The sequence below is a fragment of the Enterobacter sp. BNK-29 genome (assembly GCF_048684785.1).
In the GTDB taxonomy this organism is placed as follows: domain Bacteria; phylum Pseudomonadota; class Gammaproteobacteria; order Enterobacterales; family Enterobacteriaceae; genus Enterobacter; species Enterobacter cloacae_M.
The window spans coordinates 2,541,755-2,558,399 of sequence record NZ_JBLQTU010000001.1 but is presented as its reverse complement, the minus strand read 5'-3'; the positions used below and the strand labels follow the sequence as shown (position 1 = coordinate 2,558,399).

The window sequence follows — 16,645 nt, the reverse complement described above, 5'->3', positions numbered from 1 at the left end:
TGTTGAATTTGGGAGGAAAGCCAGTCCCCTCTCCCCAAAGGGGCGAGGGTGAAAGGCCGCACCGAGCGGTCCCCTCTCCCTTCCAGGGAGAGGGTTAGGGTGAGGGTATGTTTTTACTGCCATCCATACCGACGCGCATAGAATCCTTTCACCATCTGCGTCAGCACCATATAGCCCGCGAGGATCGCCACCAGCCACGGGAAGTAGCTCAGCGGCAGCGCCTGAAGCTGTAGGTAGCCTGCCAGCGGCGAGAACGGCAGCGCGATACCGAGCGCCATCACAATGCCCGTCATCACAATCAGCGGCCATGCGGCACGGCTCTGGATGAACGGAATGCGGCGGGTACGGATCATATGCACAATCAGCGTCTGCGACAGCAGGCCCACCACGAACCAGCCGGACTGGAACAGCGTCTGGTGTTCCGGGGTGTTGGCGTGGAACACAAACCACATCAGGCAGAAGGTCAGGATGTCGAAGATGGAGCTGATAGGCCCAAAGAACAGCATAAAGCGCCCGAGATCCGCCGGGTTCCAGTGCTGCGGCTTCTGGATCTGCTCGTCGTCCACGTTATCAAACGGGATCGCTACCTGAGACACGTCGTACATCAGGTTCTGGATCAGCAGGTGCAGCGGCAGCATCGGCAGGAACGGCAGAAACGCGCTCGCCACCAGCACGCTGAAGACGTTACCGAAGTTGGAGCTGGCGGTCATTTTGATGTACTTGAGCATGTTGGCAAAGGTGCGGCGCCCTTCGATCACGCCCTCCTCCAGCACCATCAGGCTTTTTTCCAGCAGAATGATATCCGCCGCTTCACGGGCAATATCCACCGCACCGTCGACGGAGATACCGATGTCCGCCGCACGCAGCGCGGGCGCGTCGTTGATGCCGTCGCCCATAAAGCCCACCACGTGCCCTTCACGCTTAAGCAGGGTGACGATGCGCTCTTTGTGCATCGGCGTCAGGCGGGCAAACAGCGTGGTACGCTGGGCAAGCTTCGCCAGCTCATCGTCGGACAGGTGCTCAATATCGCTCCCCACCACAACGTCGCCCGCGTCCAGCCCCACTTCATGGCACACTTTGGCCGCCACCAGCTCGCTGTCGCCGGTTAGAATTTTGACGGTAATACCGCTCGCCTTCAGCGCCTTCAGCGCCGGCGCGGTGGTCTCTTTCGGCGGATCGAGGAATGCGATGTAACCCTCGAGGATCAGATCGGATTCGTCGATACGCTGATAGTCACCCTCGCGCGCGGGCAGGAACTTGCTCGCGACCGCCACGACGCGCAGCCCCTGACGGTTCAGGTTATCGGTGACGCGCCTGATGCGGCGCAGCATGGTGTCGTCCAGCGGCACGATGTCGCCGTTATAGCGAACCTGCGTCGACACGTTGAGGATCTCCTGCAGCGCCCCTTTGCAGATCAGCTGGTGCACGTCCGTCTGCTCGCTCACCACCACCGACATGCGGCGGCGCTCGAAGTCGAACGGGATCTCATCCACCTTCTGCCAGCGGCCGGAGAGCGTGCGGGCGGACTCCTCGTCCACCCCTTCCAGCACCGCGACGTCGAGCAGGTTTTTCAGCCCGGTCTGGTAATGGCTGTTCAGCCACGCGCTGTGCAGGACGCGCTCGCTGGTTTTGCCGGAGATATCAGTGTGGTTCTCCAGCACGATTTTGTCCTGCGTCAGGGTGCCGGTTTTATCGGTGCAGAGGATGTCCATCGCGCCAAAGTTCTGGATGGCGTCGAGATGTTTGACGATCACTTTCTGTTTAGAGAGCTTCACCGCCCCGCGCGCCAGCGTGGAGGTGACAATCATCGGCAGCATTTCAGGCGTTAAGCCAACGGCCACGGAAAGCGCGAACAGGGCCGCTTCCCACCAGTCGCCTTTGGTGTAGCCGTTGATCAGCAGCACGATCGGCGTCATCACCATCATAAAGCGGATCAGCAGCATGCTGACGCGGCCAATCCCTTTCTGGAAGGCGTTCGGCTCGCTCTCCTGCTCGCTGACGCGCCCGGCAAGCTGACCAAACCAGGTGTCGCCCCCGGTGGCGGTGACAATCGCCTGCGCGGTGCCGCTGACCACCGTGGTGCCCATAAAGCACAGGGTGTCGCACTCGAGCGGGTTCATCTGCTGCGGGTCGCGGCTGCGCGCAACCTTTTCAACCGGCAGGGATTCCCCGGTCAGCGAGGCCTGCGCGACGAAAAGATCGCGCGCCTGGATGATGCGTAAATCCGCCGGGATCATGTCCCCCGCGGCCAGCTTCACCAGATCGCCCGGCACCAGCTGGTCGATAGGCAGCTCCACCCAGGCGTTTTCGCCGAGATCGTTAATCACGCGCGAGACGGTCGCGGTGTTGCTGACCATCGCCTTCAGGGCGTCCGCCGCTTTGGTGGAGCGGGCTTCCTGAATGAAGTTCAGCAGCGTGGAGATACCGACCATCAGGGCAATGACGCCTGCGGCAAACAGATCTTCCGTCGCGTAAGAGATAAGGCCGAGCACGGTCAGCAGCAGGTTGAACGGGTTGCGGTAGCAAAGCCACAGGTGCACCCACCACGGAGACGGCTTCTGCGCCGGGATCTGGTTATCGCCGTGCACGGCGCGGATTTTTTCCACTTCGGCCGCGTTTAGCCCTTCTGGGTGTCCGCCGAACGCGCGCCATACTTCGTTTTCATCCATCGCCGCCACATTCAGGCAGCGTTCGGTCAGGGACGCGGGGATCGCCGCCCCCGCCATGTTTTTGGCGTTTGGCAGCGGGTCGCGCTGAACAAGACGGTGTGGCAGGTGGCGGCTCAGCAGGGCCTGCAGCTGCCGGGTGATATTTTTAAACATAGTCATTCCTCCGCATCCGCGAATGCGGACGCAGCAATTCCTTCAGGCGTGGCAAAGCCGTACCTGAGAGGCACTCAATTTTTCAAGCAGGAACGTTTAGGACGTTGCTGCCTCACGCCGGTGAGACAGCAAAAGCTGGCTTACCGGAAAGAACGTATTCTCCCGTTCAGGAGAGGTGTGGGATCGGGATCCATGAAGCCTCCGGTAAGTAAAAAGTAGGGTGTCGCCGCGCAGTACAGGGATTTAGGCATACCCTTTATGACGATTCGGGCGGTATTATACCCCCCTGCAAATAAACCGAACGTAAACCAGACTTTGCCCATAGCGAAATCGCGCTATAGCATTAGGCTCAATTCACTACATCGTCGTTGTTACAGGGAATACAGCATGCAGAACCGCCTTACGATTAAAGACATCGCGCGTTTAAGCGGCGTGGGGAAATCGACCGTCTCACGCGTGCTGAACAACGAAAGCGGCGTCAGCGAACGCACCCGCGAGCGCGTTGAGGCGGTCATGAATCAGCACGGTTTTTCCCCTTCCCGCTCCGCGCGCGCCATGCGCGGGCAGAGTGACAAAGTCGTCGCCATCATTGTCTCGCGTCTGGACTCTCTGTCTGAAAACCTCGCCGTGCAGACCATGCTGCCCGCCTTCTACGAGCAGGGGTATGATCCGATCATGATGGAGAGCCAGTTCTCTGTGCAGCTGGTTGAAGAGCATCTGGGCATGCTCCAGCGGCGCAACATTGACGGCGTGGTGCTGTTTGGTTTTACCGGCATTAAGGACGAGATGCTGAAACCCTGGCAGCCTTCGCTGGTGCTGCTGGCGCGCGATGCCCACGGGTTTGCCTCCGTCTGCTATGACGACGAGGGCGCGATTATCACCCTGATGCAGCGCCTGTTTGACGAAGGCCATCGCCACATCAGCTTCCTCGGCGTCCCGCACGCGGACGTCACCACCGGCAAGCGCCGTCATGAGGCCTACCTGGCTTTTTGCAAAAAGCACAATCTCTCCGCCGTGGCCTCCCTGCCGGGGCTGGGCATGAAGCAGGGCTACGAGCAGGCCGCCAGCGTTCTGACGCCGCAGACTACCGCGCTGGTGTGCGCCACGGATACCCTGGCGCTGGGTGCCAGCAAATATCTGCAGGAGCAGCGCATCGATAACCTGCAGGTGGCGAGCGTCGGCAGCACGCCGCTGATGAAGTTTTTGCATCCGGAAATTATTACCGTCGATCCGGGCTACGCCGAGTCCGGCAGACAGGCCGCCGCGCAGCTGATCGAGCAGATCAACGGGCGCGCTGAGCCGCGTCAGATCGTTATTCCTGCCCACCTTTCTTAACCCCCGCTCAACGGTTTATTGTGATCTTCGCCCGATTTCGGGAACGTTCCCATTTTCGCCGTCACGCTGAAGGAGTAGGCTTGCGCTCAGGTCATTACCCCCCTCACCATCTGTCATGAGGTTTCATGATGAGTAAAGTCAAACAAGCAGATATCGATCAGTTGATCGTCCTGGTCGGCGGCCGCGAAAACATCGCTACCGTCAGCCATTGCATTACCCGCCTGCGCTTCGTGCTGAACGATCCGGCCAAAGCCAACCCGAAGGCCATTGAAGAACTTTCCATGGTCAAAGGCTGCTTCACCAACGCCGGGCAGTTCCAGGTCGTTATTGGTACCGAAGTGGGCGATTACTATCAGGCTCTGCTGGCGACAACCGGGCACTCCTCCGCCGATAAAGAGCAGGCGAAGAAGGCCGCGCGCCAGAATATGAAGTGGCACGAGCAGCTGATTTCCCACTTCGCGGAAATTTTCTTCCCGCTGCTGCCCGCGCTGATCAGCGGGGGCTTAATCTTAGGCTTCCGTAACGTCATCGGCGATGTGCCGATGAGCGACGGCAAAACCCTGGCGCAGATGTATCCGGCGCTGAAAACCGTTTACGATTTTCTGTGGCTGATTGGCGAGGCGATCTTCTTCTATCTGCCGGTCGGGATTTGCTGGTCCGCGGTGCGCAAGATGGGCGGCACGCCGATTCTCGGTATCGTGCTGGGCGTCACGCTGGTCTCTCCACAGTTAATGAACGCTTACTTACTTGGTCAGCAGGTGCCTGAGGTGTGGAACTTCGGCCTGTTTACTATCGCCAAAGTGGGCTATCAGGCGCAGGTCATTCCGGCCCTGCTGGCGGGTCTGGCGCTGGGCTTTATTGAAACGCGCCTGAAGCGCATCGTGCCGGATTACCTCTATCTGGTGGTGGTGCCGGTCTGCTCGTTGATCCTGGCGGTGTTCCTGGCGCACGCCTTTATCGGTCCGTTTGGCCGCATGATCGGCGACGGCGTGGCCTTCGCGGTGCGTCACCTGATGACCGGCAGCTTCGCGCCGATTGGAGCCGCGCTGTTTGGCTTCCTGTACGCCCCGCTGGTGATCACCGGCGTGCACCAGACCACGCTGGCCATTGATATGCAGATGATCCAGAGCCTCGGCGGCACGCCGGTCTGGCCGATTATCGCCCTGTCTAACATTGCACAGGCGTCGGCGGTTACCGGCATCATCATCGTCAGCCGCAAGCACAACGAGCGTGAGATCTCCGTTCCGGCAGCCATCTCTGCTTACCTCGGCGTCACCGAACCGGCGATGTACGGTATCAACCTGAAGTACCGCTTCCCGATGCTCTGCGCGATGATCGGTTCCGGTCTGGCTGGCCTGGTGTGCGGTCTGAACGGCGTGATGGCGAACGGGATTGGCGTCGGCGGCCTGCCGGGCATTCTCTCCATCCAGCCCGCTTACTGGCAGGTGTTTGCCCTGGCGATGGCCATCGCGATTATCGTCCCAATGGCGCTCACCACCGTGGTTTACCAGCGTAAGTTCCGTCAGGGCTCGCTGCAGATTGTTTAACTTCTTCTTTCGGGGCGCAGTTGCGCCCCTTCGCATTTGCAGGAACGCACTATGAATACCCTTCCTCACTGGTGGCAGAACGGCGTCATCTATCAGATTTACCCAAAGAGTTTCCAGGACACCACCGGCAGCGGCACCGGCGATCTGCGCGGCGTGACGCAGCGTCTGGACTACCTGAAAACCCTCGGCATCGACGCCATCTGGCTGACGCCGTTTTATATCTCCCCGCAGGTGGATAACGGCTACGACGTGGCGAATTACACCGCCATCGACCCGGCCTACGGCACGCTGGATGATTTCGACGAGCTGGTTGCCCGGGCGCACGAGCGCGGCATCCGTATTGTCCTGGACATGGTGTTTAACCACACCTCCACGCAGCACGCCTGGTTCCGCGAGTCGCTGAACAAAGCGAGCCCGTACCGCCAGTTCTACATCTGGCGCGACGGCACGCCGGAGCAGCTTCCCAACAACTGGCGCTCCAAGTTTGGCGGCAATGCCTGGCGCTGGCACGCCGAGAGCGAGCAGTATTACCTGCACCTGTTCGCCCCGGAGCAGGCGGACCTCAACTGGGAAAACCCGGCCGTGCGCGCCGAGCTGAAAAAGGTGTGCGAGTTCTGGGCCGATCGCGGCGTGGACGGCTTGCGTCTGGACGTGATTAACCTGATTTCAAAAGACCAGGATTTCCCGGACGACAACACCGGAGACGGCCGCCGCTTCTACACCGACGGGCCGCGCGTTCACGAATATCTGCAGGAGATGAGCCGCGACGTCTTCACCCCACGCAACCTGATGACGGTGGGCGAGATGTCCTCGACCTCGCTGGAGAACTGCCAGCAGTACGCGTCGCTCGACGGCAGCGAGCTGTCGATGACCTTTAACTTCCATCATCTGAAGGTGGACTACCCCGGCGGCGAAAAATGGACGCAGGCGAAGCCGGACTTCGTGGCGCTGAAAACCCTCTTCCGCCACTGGCAGCAGGGGATGCACAACAGGGCCTGGAACGCGCTGTTCTGGTGTAACCACGATCAGCCGCGCATCGTGTCGCGCTTTGGTGATGAAGGGGAACACCGCTTGGCTGCCGCGAAGATGCTCGGCATGGTGCTGCACGGCATGCAGGGCACGCCGTATATCTACCAGGGCGAAGAGCTGGGGATGACCAACCCGCACTTCAGCCGCATCACCGACTATCGCGACGTGGAGAGCCTGAACATGTTCGCCGAACTGCGCGCCAACGGCCGCGAGCCGGAGGAATTGCTGGCGATTCTGGCGAGTAAGTCCCGCGATAACGGGCGAACCCCAATGCAATGGGACGCTTCGCACCATGCGGGCTTTACCGAGGGCGAGCCGTGGATTGGCGTCTGCGATAACTACGAGACGGTGAACGCCCGCGCGGCGCTCGACGACCCGGATTCGGTGTTCTACACCTACCAGTCGCTGATTAGCCTGCGCAAAACCCTGCCGGTGCTGACGTGGGGAGATTATGAGGATCTCCTGCCGGAGCATCCTTACCTCTGGTGCTACCGCCGTCAGTGGCAGGGGCAGACGCTGATGGTGGCGGCAAACCTGAGCCCTACGCCTCAGGAATGGCAGACAGAGGCTCTCAGCGATAAGTCGCAGGTGCTGATGAGTAACTATCCGGCACCGCAAACGACGTCGCTCCGTCCGTTTGAAGCCGTCTGGTGGTTGCAGCAGTAACTTTCTCTGCCGGGTGCGGCTCAGCACCCGGCTTACTTTACTGTTTTTGTTGAATAATTAATCAGATTTTTCTCGCGCGCCTTTACAATCGCTGAAGCGCCCGTCGTTTGTACTCTCGTCTTTTTACTTTGTTCTGCATCAAATAAATCGCAAACATGTTTGATGCAAATCACTATATGTAGCACTTAAAATGCACGCCGACCCAACATCTTGTATTTATCGTCTACTATTCCAACAACAAGACGGCGCTTACGCTGGCCGGAATTGTGGATAACACGAGCTGGGAACGCGGGAAGTCTTTGGCCCGGCGGGGAATACGCCCGGTTATTACTTCTCCACCTCTGTGGATAACCTGTTTTCAAAAAATGGAGTGATCATGACACCGCATGTGATGAAACGTGATGGCTGTAAAGTGCCGTTTAAATCAGAGCGCATCCAGGAAGCCATTCTGCGTGCAGCTAAAGCAGCGGGAGTCGATGACGCAGATTACTGCGCCACCGTCGCAGAAGTCGTTAGCAGCCAGATGAACGAACGCAGCCAGGTCGATATCAACGAGATCCAGACCGCGGTTGAGAACCAGCTGATGGCGGGGCCTTACAAACAGCTGGCGCGTGCCTACATTGAGTACCGTCACGATCGTGACGTGCAGCGTGAGAAGCGCGGTCGTCTGAACCAGGAGATCCGTGGCCTGGTGGAGCAGACCAACTCCGCCCTGCTCAATGAAAACGCCAACAAAGACAGCAAAGTGATCCCGACCCAGCGCGACCTGCTGGCCGGTATCGTCGCCAAACACTATGCCCGTCAGCACCTGCTGCCGCGCGATGTGGTCTCGGCGCACGAGCGCGGTGAAATTCACTACCACGATCTCGACTATTCGCCGTTCTTCCCGATGTTCAACTGCATGCTGATCGACCTGAAAGGCATGCTGACCCACGGTTTTAAAATGGGTAACGCCGAGATTGAACCGCCAAAATCAATCTCCACGGCCACCGCCGTCACCGCGCAGATTATCGCCCAGGTCGCCAGCCATATTTACGGCGGCACCACGATTAACCGCATTGATGAAGTGCTGGCCCCGTTCGTGACGGCAAGCTTCAACAAGCATCGTAAAACGGCGGAAGAGTGGCAGATCCCGGACGCCGACGGCTACGCGCACTCCCGCACTGAGAAAGAGTGCTACGATGCCTTCCAGTCGCTGGAATATGAAGTGAACACGCTGCACACCGCCAACGGCCAGACGCCGTTTGTGACCTTCGGGTTTGGTCTGGGCACCAGCTGGGAATCACGCCTGATCCAGCAGTCCATCCTGCGCAACCGCATTTCCGGCCTCGGCAAGAACCGCAAAACGGCGGTGTTCCCGAAACTGGTATTCGCTATCCGCGACGGTCTGAACCACAAGTTTGGCGATCCGAACTACGACATCAAACAGCTGGCGCTGGAGTGCGCGAGCAAGCGCATGTACCCGGACATCCTGAACTACGATCAGGTCGTCAAAGTGACCGGTTCGTTTAAAACGCCAATGGGCTGCCGCAGCTTCCTCGGCGTGTACGAAGATGAAAACGGCGAGCAGATCCACGACGGGCGCAACAACCTGGGCGTCATCAGCCTGAACCTGCCGCGCATCGCGCTAGAAGCCAAAGGCAATGAAGCGGAATTCTGGACGCTGCTGGACGAGCGTCTGCAGCTGGCGCGTAAGGCGCTGATGACCCGCATCGCGCGCCTTGAAGGGGTCAAAGCCCGCGTGGCGCCAATCCTCTATATGGAAGGGGCCTGCGGCGTACGTCTGAAAGCGGACGATGACGTGTCTGAGATCTTCAAAAACGGTCGCGCGTCTATTTCGCTGGGCTACATCGGTATTCACGAGACCATCAACGCCCTGGCGGGCGATACGCATATGTACGACAGCGAGGCCCTGCGTGAGAAAGGCATTGCGATTGTTCAGCGCCTGCGCGACGCGGTTGACCAGTGGAAAGAGGAAACCGGCTACGGGTTTAGTCTCTACAGCACGCCGAGCGAGAACCTGTGCGACCGCTTCTGCCGTCTGGACACCGCCGAGTTCGGGATTGTGGAAGGCGTGACCGACAAAGGGTATTACACCAACAGCTTCCACCTCGACGTGGAGAAAAAGGTGAATCCGTACGACAAGATCGACTTCGAAGCGGCGTACCCACCGATCGCCAGCGGCGGCTTCATCTGCTACGGCGAGTACCCGAACATTCAGCACAACCTGAAGGCGCTGGAAGACGTGTGGGATTACAGCTATCAGCACGTGCCGTATTACGGGACCAACACGCCAATCGACGAGTGCTACGAGTGCGGCTTTACCGGTGAGTTCGAGTGTACGAGCAAAGGCTTCACCTGCCCGAAATGCGGCAACCACGACGCGGCTCGCGTCTCGGTGACCCGTCGCGTGTGCGGCTATCTCGGCAGCCCGGACGCGCGTCCGTTTAACGCCGGCAAGCAGGAAGAGGTGAAGCGCCGCGTGAAGCATTTGGGGAATGGGCAGATCGGGTAAGTTCTGCGCAGGGTTCTCCCCCTCACCCTACCCCTCTCCCTGTGGGAGAGGGTCGGGGTGAGAGCATCAGCGCGCACAAATTCTCTGGACATTTTCTATGCGATATCATCAATACTACCCCGTCGACATCGTCAACGGCTCCGGCACCCGCTGCACCCTGTTCGTCTCAGGCTGCGTCCACGAATGCCCCGGCTGCTATAACAAAAGCACCTGGCGCTTAAATTCCGGCATACTGTTCACCGCCGAAATGGAAGACCGGATCGTCAACGACCTGAACGACACGCGCATCAAACGCCAGGGGATTTCCCTCTCCGGCGGCGATCCGCTGCACCCGCAAAACGTGCCGGATATCCTGAAGCTGGTAAAACGCATTCGGGCTGAGTGTACGGGAAAAGATATCTGGGTCTGGACAGGCTACAGGCTGGATGAGCTGAACGCGCAGCAAATGGAAGTGGTGGATCAGATTAACGTCCTGGTCGACGGCAAGTTCGTGCAGGATTTAAAAGACCCGGCGCTGATTTGGCGCGGCAGCAGCAACCAGGTTGTGCATCATCTGCGTTGAACAAAGGCGGATGTTGTCCGTCCGCCCTTACCTCAAAACCGACTCAAACTCTCCATTGCCACCGCCTTAAATTCGGCAAAGTCACTGCAGCTACAGAGCCGCGACATCGCCCGTTCACGCAGGAAGGTGACGAAGATATCGTAAATCGCCATCGCCTCTTCGTATTCGCTTTTGCTGATGGCGAGCAGGAAGATGACGTGCGCGGTTTCGTCGCCCCACTGTACGCCGTGCGGGGCGAGCACGGTATAGACCACGGTTTTCTGCGCTAAAAGGCCGAGGGAGTGCGGGAGCGCGATGCCGTCGCCGAGCATGGTGCTGACGATGGCTTCACGCTCAACGACCGAATCCAGGAACTCCGCGCCGACAAACCCCTCGCCTTCAAGCTGCGCGCACAGCTCGCGAAACAGCGTTTGCTGGTCAACGGGCTTGTCGATAATGCGGAAATGGGCCGCGTCGAAGTATTTATCCAGCATCCACGGGCGGGTGCGGTCCACCAGCACCAGCTTGCCGATCTGCTCTAACTGATAGTCGGTCGGGAACGGGGCGATCGTCACCACCGGTTTGGACTTTTCGCTGACGCGGGCGGTGGCGATCACAAAGTCTTCGCTAATCATTTCCGCCAGCTCGTACTCGCGCAGGGTGAGCGTGCGGGCCACCTCAATTTGCGGGTACTTGCGCTGCAGCACCGCTTCAATCATGCGGACCATGGCATTACCTGCGTCGCACACCAGCAGCACGCGCGGCTGGCGCTGGTAGCCGATGTTGTAGTGGCGCTCCAGCCCGACGCCGATATGCAGCACCAGGAAGCCGATTTCGTTTTCGCTGATCACATAAGGCGTGTATTTTCCCCAGCTCGACACCGCCGCGAGGGTCATATCCCACGCCATCGGGTAGTGCTGCTTGATGTTATCCAGCAGAGGATTGGGGATCATGATTTGATACCGCACGCGGGTGATCATGGTTTTGATGTGCGTGAGCAGGTCAGCGTGCAGCTGCGCGTCGCTGAGCAGATTGTAGTTATAGTGGGTGTTGATATAGCGCAGGATGTAGTTGACCAGCGCTTCGTCGTCGTCCGCGTTAATTGCGCTCGGGGCAATCTCCTGAATCTGCCGCGCCGCAATGTGCACGCACAGCCAGCTCTCCTCCGAAGGTGAAAGCGCTTTGCCCGCCAGCTGCTGGATAGTGACGGCGATATCTTTCGCCGCCTCGCGCACGTTCTCTTCCACGTCTTCGGCGTGGAATTCCGGCAGCGGATAGCCCTCGCTGATGCGCCGCACCGACACCGCGCAGTACAGGCGCAGGAACAGCTCGCCTTCGTCGGTCAGACGGATGTGATGACGCGTCAGCGCCTCGTGCAGCACGGGCACCATCTGCTCCGCCACGCCTGCATTCAGCGCCACGTCGGTCACCAGCGGGTTCAGGCTGTCCTGCTGCGCAAGCTCCCAGAGCAGATCGGTCAGGCAGGCGCGGGTCGACATCTCGCTGCCAAACAGCTTCATGCCGTGGCGCGGACGCGTTTCCAGCGTCAGGTTATAGCGGTGAAACCACTCGCGCACTTCGGCCATGTCGCTTTGCAGCGTGGCGCGGCTGACGAACCACTCGTCCGCCAGATCCTCAAGCTTAAGAGAAAATGCCGAAGTCAGAAAACGCACCACCAGATAGTGCACGCGCTCCGGCCCGGTCCGGGGAATACGCAGCGCGCGCGGGTGGGATGCCTGCAGCTGCTGGTAGCGCTGGGCATCATCAATTTTGAGCTGATAGCCGCTGCCACGGCTCAATATAAACTGCGCGCCGTGGCCTGCCAGCAGCGCGTTCAGGGCGGTGATATCGGCACGGACGGTTCGCGTGGAGACCGACAGCCGCTGCGCCAGCTCGTCCTGCGGCAGCGTCTCGTTTTGCAACAGATCGAACAGTTGCGCTAAACGTTGGTTCGGAAATCGCACGGGTTTGTCCTCTTACGGCTTAAGGTGAAATGACCATCTGGGATGGGCTGCCGACCGGGGTATAGTCCGGCTCGAAGCTCAATTTGCCGTCCTGCGCCACGCGGAAACGGGTAATGTTGTCGCTGCGCTGGTTCATGACGTACAGCCAGCGCCCCTGCTTATCGAGCGTCAGGGTGCGCGGGTAGTCGCCGCGCGTCCACACGTCGTCCTGATGCGTCAGCGTACCCTCCGCTGTTACGGTAAAGTGCCCGATGCTGTTATGCAAACGGTTAGCCACATATAGCTGTTTACCGTCGGCGCTTAATGCCAGCCCGGCAGCAAAGCTGGTGCCTTTGTAACCTTCCGGCAGGGCTGAGAGCGTTTTGCCCTCTTTCAGGGTGCCGTTGGCGTTCACGGTGTAATGGGTGAGCGTAGACGCCTCTTCGTTAATCAGCCACAGGGCATCGCCTTTTGGCGTAAAGACAAAGTGGCGCGGCCCGGCGCCTTTTGAGGAAGCGCTGATAAACGGCGGATCGTTCGGCGTCAGCTTCCCTGTTCGATCGTCAAAACGGTACTGGTAGAGGCGATCCAGCCCAAGATCGGTGGAAAAGACGTATTTCCCGCTCGGATCGGCGGCGATCATGTGCGCGTGGGGGCCGTTATGATCGCTGATGGCAAAGCTGCCCTCCGCTGCCGCTTCCGGCTTCGCCGCGCCCGGCTCGCCCTGATCCTGATGCTTATCCGTCGCCTCACCCAGGCTGCCGTCTGCTTTAACGGGCAGCACTGCGATAGATCCGCTGACGTAGTTCGCCACCAGAAGATGACGACCGTTCGGCGTCAGCGACAGGTAAACCGGCCCCGCGCCGCCGGAGGCCACCTGATTCAGCTCGCTCAGCTGGCCGTTATCCCCCACCCGCAGCGCCTGCACCACGCCCTGCTCCACTTCGCTTGCCAGATACAGCGTTTTGCCGTCGTGCGAGACGGCCAGTTGCGCGGCGTTCGGCAGCTTGCTCACCAGCGTTTTATTCGCCAGCGCGCCGCTTTGCGGGTCAACGGTAAAGCGGTACAGCCCTTCACCGTTGGGGTTGTAGGTGCCCACCCAGGCGTACTGCGGCTGGGCGATAGCGGCGGTGGCGAACATTGAGAGTGAAGCAACAAGCAGGGTACGGGTATGCATGGTGGCTCCTTCAGGTTTGTGCGGTTTGTTTTCCCTCACCCCTGCCCTCTCCCAAAGGGAGAGGGTTAGGGTGAGGGCAGATACTACTTCACCAGCTTCTTCGTCATCGCAAGCAGCGTACGCACGTCTTCCGGGCGCGTGTCGCCGCTGGCTTTGTCGATAATCGAGCTGTAGATATGCGGGATGATTTTGCTCACGCCCGCGTCGAGGGCGATCTGCAGGATCTCCTCATAGTTTTCCAGATCGATACCTCCGGTCGGCTCCAGCCAGAAGTCGTGACGGGCGCAGGCTTCCGCCACCGCTTTGTACTCGTCACGGCACTTCAGGCCGCCCATCGGGAAGTATTTGATGGAGCTGCCGCCGAAATCCTTCAGCAGGGCAATCGCGGTTTCAACCGGCACAATGCCGTCCGGAGCGTTGCTGCTCAGCGGTCCGGTGGAGATTTTGACCATCCCGACGGTGCCGGTTGGAGAGACCAGACCGTTGACCACCGACTCATTCTGCCCCAGCAGCGCGCGGCTGGTGGCCACGCCGGTAAAGACCTGGTTAACGTGCTGCGGCTGCACCTGACGGGAGATCTCGCTCACCATAGCAGACTGGTTCGGATCGCCCGCGCCCAGCCCAACGGAGAGCGCATTATCAATCAGCGCAGCGTATTCACGCATATCGGCAACGGCGCTCGCCACGTCCGGGTAATTTTTGGAGAGCACGCCCACCAGCACGTGACCTTCCGCCGCCTCGTAAATGGCGCTGGCGTTGGCTTTCGATCCTGCCAGCACGTTCAGGCAGACGCGGTCACGGTAAAAGTTGGGGGTCAGTTTCATGCTTTATTCTCCTGTCCTAATACTTCGCTAATGCGGCGGTAGACGATGTTCAGCTGGTCAGCGTTCACGCTGCGCACGTCCGCCTCGATAATCCCTTCGTTGGCCTTGTAGCCGCGGAAGTAAATGGCGTATTCACCCTGTTTCAGCTTCGCCACCAGATCGCCCGTGCCGACGCCCGTTGCGGCTTCGTCGAACTTGATCTCGGTGCGGGCGATATCGCGACCGGCACTGTCCCAGACCACGCGCGCGGTCACGCCGTTCAGGGTGTTGAGCGCCTCGATAAACGGCGTCATCTTCGCCACCATCTCGGCCCCGCTCTCTTTGGTCGCCGTCAGGTAGTGCTCGATGGCGCAGGTCAGGCCAAGAATGCCCTCTTTACCCACCTTCATCGCGCGGCCAATGCCCGCGGTCTGGCGCTTCACCCACTCAACGTACTGGGTTTTGCCGATCACCAGACCGCTGGTTGGGCCTTCGATCGCCTTCGCGCCGCTGTAGATCACCAGATCGGCGCCGGATCGGTAGTACGCGTGCAGATCTTCTTCCGCCGCCGCATCGACGATCAGCGGGAGATCGTGCTTGCGCGCCACAACCGCCGCCTGCTCGACGCTGAGCATGCTTTTCTGCACGCAGTGGTGCGATTTGATGTAGAGGATCGCCGCCGTGCGCGGGGTGATCGCCGCCGCCAGCTGATCGGCGGAGCATTCGTTGGCGTAGCCCGCCTCCACCAGCTTGCCGCCGCCCAGCGCCACCATGGTGCCCACCGGCGCGCCAAAGTTTACGTTGTGGCCTTTCGGCAGGACGATTTCGTTGTTCTCAATCGGGGTCACATGCAGGTTTTCCAACAGCCAGTCGCTGTCTTTGACCAGCACCGCCGCCACCGACTGGGCTATACCCGCCGACGCGCAGGAAACCACCGTCGCGCCTTCCACATCCAGCAGCTTCGCGATGTATTCCCCGGTTTTATTGACCAGATCCTTCATCTCGAAATAGTGATTCATGCCGTCCATTGCCGCCTGCACCACTTCCGGGCGCGGCGTGGAGACGCCCAGCGCCGTCATGCGGCCGGAGGTATTGATCACCTGCTTTAAGTTGTACTTCTCATAAATCGAAGGCATGTTCCGTGCTCCCTTGTTCGGTCATGTAGCCCTTGCCCGCGCGGATCGCGGCAAGCGGCACCAGAATGTGTTCAGCCTGCAGGCTGTCGTTTTCGGCATCCGTCAGCACCGTCGGCTGGCGTTTGAGCGTGAACAGAGTCAGGTCGGCGTCGAGACCCGGCTGGATGCGGCCCTTGCGCGCCAGGCGCAGGCCGTCGGCGGCGTTCGCAGTCACGCAGTCAATCACCTGCGGCAGCGACATGCCGATAGCGAGAAACTTCGACATCACGCTCGCCAGCGAGCCGACCGGACCGTTGATGCGGTTGCGGCAGTAGATATCCGAGCTGATGGTATGCGGCAGAATGCCCATCGCGATGGCGCGTTTCGCCACCTCAAAGCTGAAGCTCGCCGTGCCGTGGCCGACGTCCAGACGCACGCCGCGCTTCAGGGCGGAGGTGATGGAGGCGCGCAGCTCGCCGGAGGGCGTCAGAATGCGGTTGGGTTTGCCGTTATAGCAGTGGGTGATGATGTCGCCGGAGCTCAGCAGCTCGGCAATTTCGTCGAGGTTCGGCGGGTTGTTGCCAATGTGCACCATCAGCGGCAGGTCGCCGTTCTCTTTCTGAATGGCTTTCGCGCGCTCCAGCGGCGTGATGCCATTTTCACCGACCACGCTGCTGCTCATACGCGCCTTCAGGCCGACGATAAAATCAGGGTGGCGCTTCACCGCCTGCTTCACCGCGTCGGCGTCAATATTCGCCATGTTGGCCAGCTCGTTCTGGGCAATCAGCCCCACGCGGGAGATGTTCAGCAGGGCAAATACCTCGGTAGAGGCTTTACGGGTGATTTCGTAGAAATCGTCCACATCGTCGGCACCGGTACTGCCCGCGTCCACCACGGAGGTGACGCCGGTGGCAATGCCCACGCTGTCCGGCTCGTCGTGGTAAATCGGGGAGTTCGGGTAGCAGTGAACATGAGAGTCAATCCAGCCTGCGCTGACGAACACGTCGCCGTTCAGCTCAACCGTTTTATGCGCGGGAGCGTCAATCTCGCCCAGCGCCGCGATCTTCCCGTCATGAATGGCGATATCGGTCAGGGTATCGTCGGCAAGGCGCGCACGGCGCAGGAGTAAATCAAACATGAGGATCTCCTGAT

General features: G+C 60.0%; 11 protein-coding genes. 5 read left to right on the top strand and 6 right to left on the bottom strand.

Annotated features, from left to right (window positions below):
- Positions 1–113: 113 nt before the first annotated feature.
- Positions 114–2,822, bottom strand: coding sequence for a magnesium-translocating P-type ATPase (mgtA, locus tag ACMGGX_RS12210; RefSeq protein WP_262769169.1), 2,709 nt, complete (start codon positions 2,820–2,822; stop codon positions 114–116).
- Between the two features lie 387 nt (positions 2,823–3,209).
- Here mgtA and treR point away from each other — a divergent pair, with 387 nt between their 5' ends.
- The 5 genes from treR to nrdG all read left to right on the top strand — a co-directional run bounded on the left by treR (position 3,210) and on the right by nrdG (position 10,476).
- Entirely contained in the window at positions 3,210–4,157 is a 948-nt protein-coding gene (gene treR, locus ACMGGX_RS12205) for a trehalose operon repressor TreR (protein ID WP_348561932.1), read from the top strand.
- Positions 4,158–4,285: 128 nt separating this feature from the next.
- Positions 4,286–5,704 (top strand): PTS trehalose transporter subunit IIBC, encoded by a 1,419-nt coding sequence (treB, locus tag ACMGGX_RS12200; protein ID WP_023310193.1) that lies wholly within the window; start codon positions 4,286–4,288, stop codon positions 5,702–5,704.
- Between the two features lie 51 nt (positions 5,705–5,755).
- Positions 5,756–7,399 (top strand): alpha,alpha-phosphotrehalase, encoded by a 1,644-nt coding sequence (treC, locus tag ACMGGX_RS12195; RefSeq protein ID WP_420298411.1) that lies wholly within the window; start codon positions 5,756–5,758, stop codon positions 7,397–7,399.
- 376 nt (positions 7,400–7,775) lie between these two features.
- Entirely contained in the window at positions 7,776–9,914 is a 2,139-nt protein-coding gene (gene nrdD / locus ACMGGX_RS12190) for an anaerobic ribonucleoside-triphosphate reductase (protein ID WP_023310191.1), read from the top strand.
- A 97-nt stretch (positions 9,915–10,011) separates the two neighbouring features.
- A complete protein-coding gene (gene nrdG, locus ACMGGX_RS12185) occupies positions 10,012–10,476 on the top strand; it encodes an anaerobic ribonucleoside-triphosphate reductase-activating protein (protein WP_420298410.1) in 465 nt (154 codons plus the stop codon).
- A gap of 32 nt (positions 10,477–10,508) precedes the next feature.
- On the opposite strand, the gene ACMGGX_RS12180 is transcribed toward nrdG, so the two are convergent.
- The 5 genes from ACMGGX_RS12180 to ACMGGX_RS12160 form a co-directional block, all read right to left on the bottom strand.
- On the bottom strand, positions 10,509–12,419 hold the full coding sequence (locus tag ACMGGX_RS12180) for a BglG family transcription antiterminator (RefSeq protein ID WP_420298409.1): 1,911 nt from the start codon (positions 12,417–12,419) through the stop codon (positions 10,509–10,511).
- Between the two features lie 19 nt (positions 12,420–12,438).
- Positions 12,439–13,575 carry a lactonase family protein gene (locus ACMGGX_RS12175; RefSeq protein WP_420298408.1) on the bottom strand — a complete coding sequence of 379 codons (1,137 nt, stop codon included), beginning with the start codon at positions 13,573–13,575 and terminating at the stop codon, positions 12,439–12,441.
- A gap of 83 nt (positions 13,576–13,658) precedes the next feature.
- Positions 13,659–14,399, bottom strand: a complete 741-nt coding sequence (dagF, locus tag ACMGGX_RS12170) for a 2-dehydro-3-deoxy-phosphogluconate aldolase (RefSeq protein ID WP_029739262.1) — start codon at positions 14,397–14,399, stop codon at positions 13,659–13,661.
- Positions 14,396–15,514, bottom strand: coding sequence for a DgaE family pyridoxal phosphate-dependent ammonia lyase (locus ACMGGX_RS12165; RefSeq protein WP_420298407.1), 1,119 nt, complete (start codon positions 15,512–15,514; stop codon positions 14,396–14,398). Before ACMGGX_RS12165 ends, dagF begins: the two co-directional genes overlap by 4 nt.
- The gene (locus ACMGGX_RS12160) at positions 15,498–16,631 is read right to left on the bottom strand and encodes an amidohydrolase/deacetylase family metallohydrolase (RefSeq protein WP_348561926.1); all 1,134 of its coding nucleotides are present in this window, start codon (positions 16,629–16,631) and stop codon (positions 15,498–15,500) included. Before ACMGGX_RS12160 ends, ACMGGX_RS12165 begins: the two co-directional genes overlap by 17 nt.
- Positions 16,632–16,645 lie beyond the last annotated feature (14 nt).

What these genes read in the sequence shown, in the direction of transcription:
- mgtA (WP_262769169.1), bottom strand. Translation starts at nt 2,822, where the DNA reads ATGTTTAAAAATATCACCCGGCAGCTGCAGGCCCTGCTGAGCCGCCAC.
- treR (WP_348561932.1), top strand. Translation starts at nt 3,210, where the DNA reads ATGCAGAACCGCCTTACGATTAAAGACATCGCGCGTTTAAGCGGCGTG.
- treB (WP_023310193.1), top strand. Translation starts at nt 4,286, where the DNA reads ATGAGTAAAGTCAAACAAGCAGATATCGATCAGTTGATCGTCCTGGTC.
- treC (WP_420298411.1), top strand. Translation starts at nt 5,756, where the DNA reads ATGAATACCCTTCCTCACTGGTGGCAGAACGGCGTCATCTATCAGATT.
- nrdD (WP_023310191.1), top strand. Translation starts at nt 7,776, where the DNA reads ATGACACCGCATGTGATGAAACGTGATGGCTGTAAAGTGCCGTTTAAA.
- nrdG (WP_420298410.1), top strand. Translation starts at nt 10,012, where the DNA reads ATGCGATATCATCAATACTACCCCGTCGACATCGTCAACGGCTCCGGC.
- ACMGGX_RS12175 (WP_420298408.1), bottom strand. Translation starts at nt 13,575, where the DNA reads ATGCATACCCGTACCCTGCTTGTTGCTTCACTCTCAATGTTCGCCACC.
- dagF (WP_029739262.1), bottom strand. Translation starts at nt 14,399, where the DNA reads ATGAAACTGACCCCCAACTTTTACCGTGACCGCGTCTGCCTGAACGTG.
- ACMGGX_RS12165 (WP_420298407.1), bottom strand. Translation starts at nt 15,514, where the DNA reads ATGCCTTCGATTTATGAGAAGTACAACTTAAAGCAGGTGATCAATACC.
- ACMGGX_RS12160 (WP_348561926.1), bottom strand. Translation starts at nt 16,631, where the DNA reads ATGTTTGATTTACTCCTGCGCCGTGCGCGCCTTGCCGACGATACCCTG.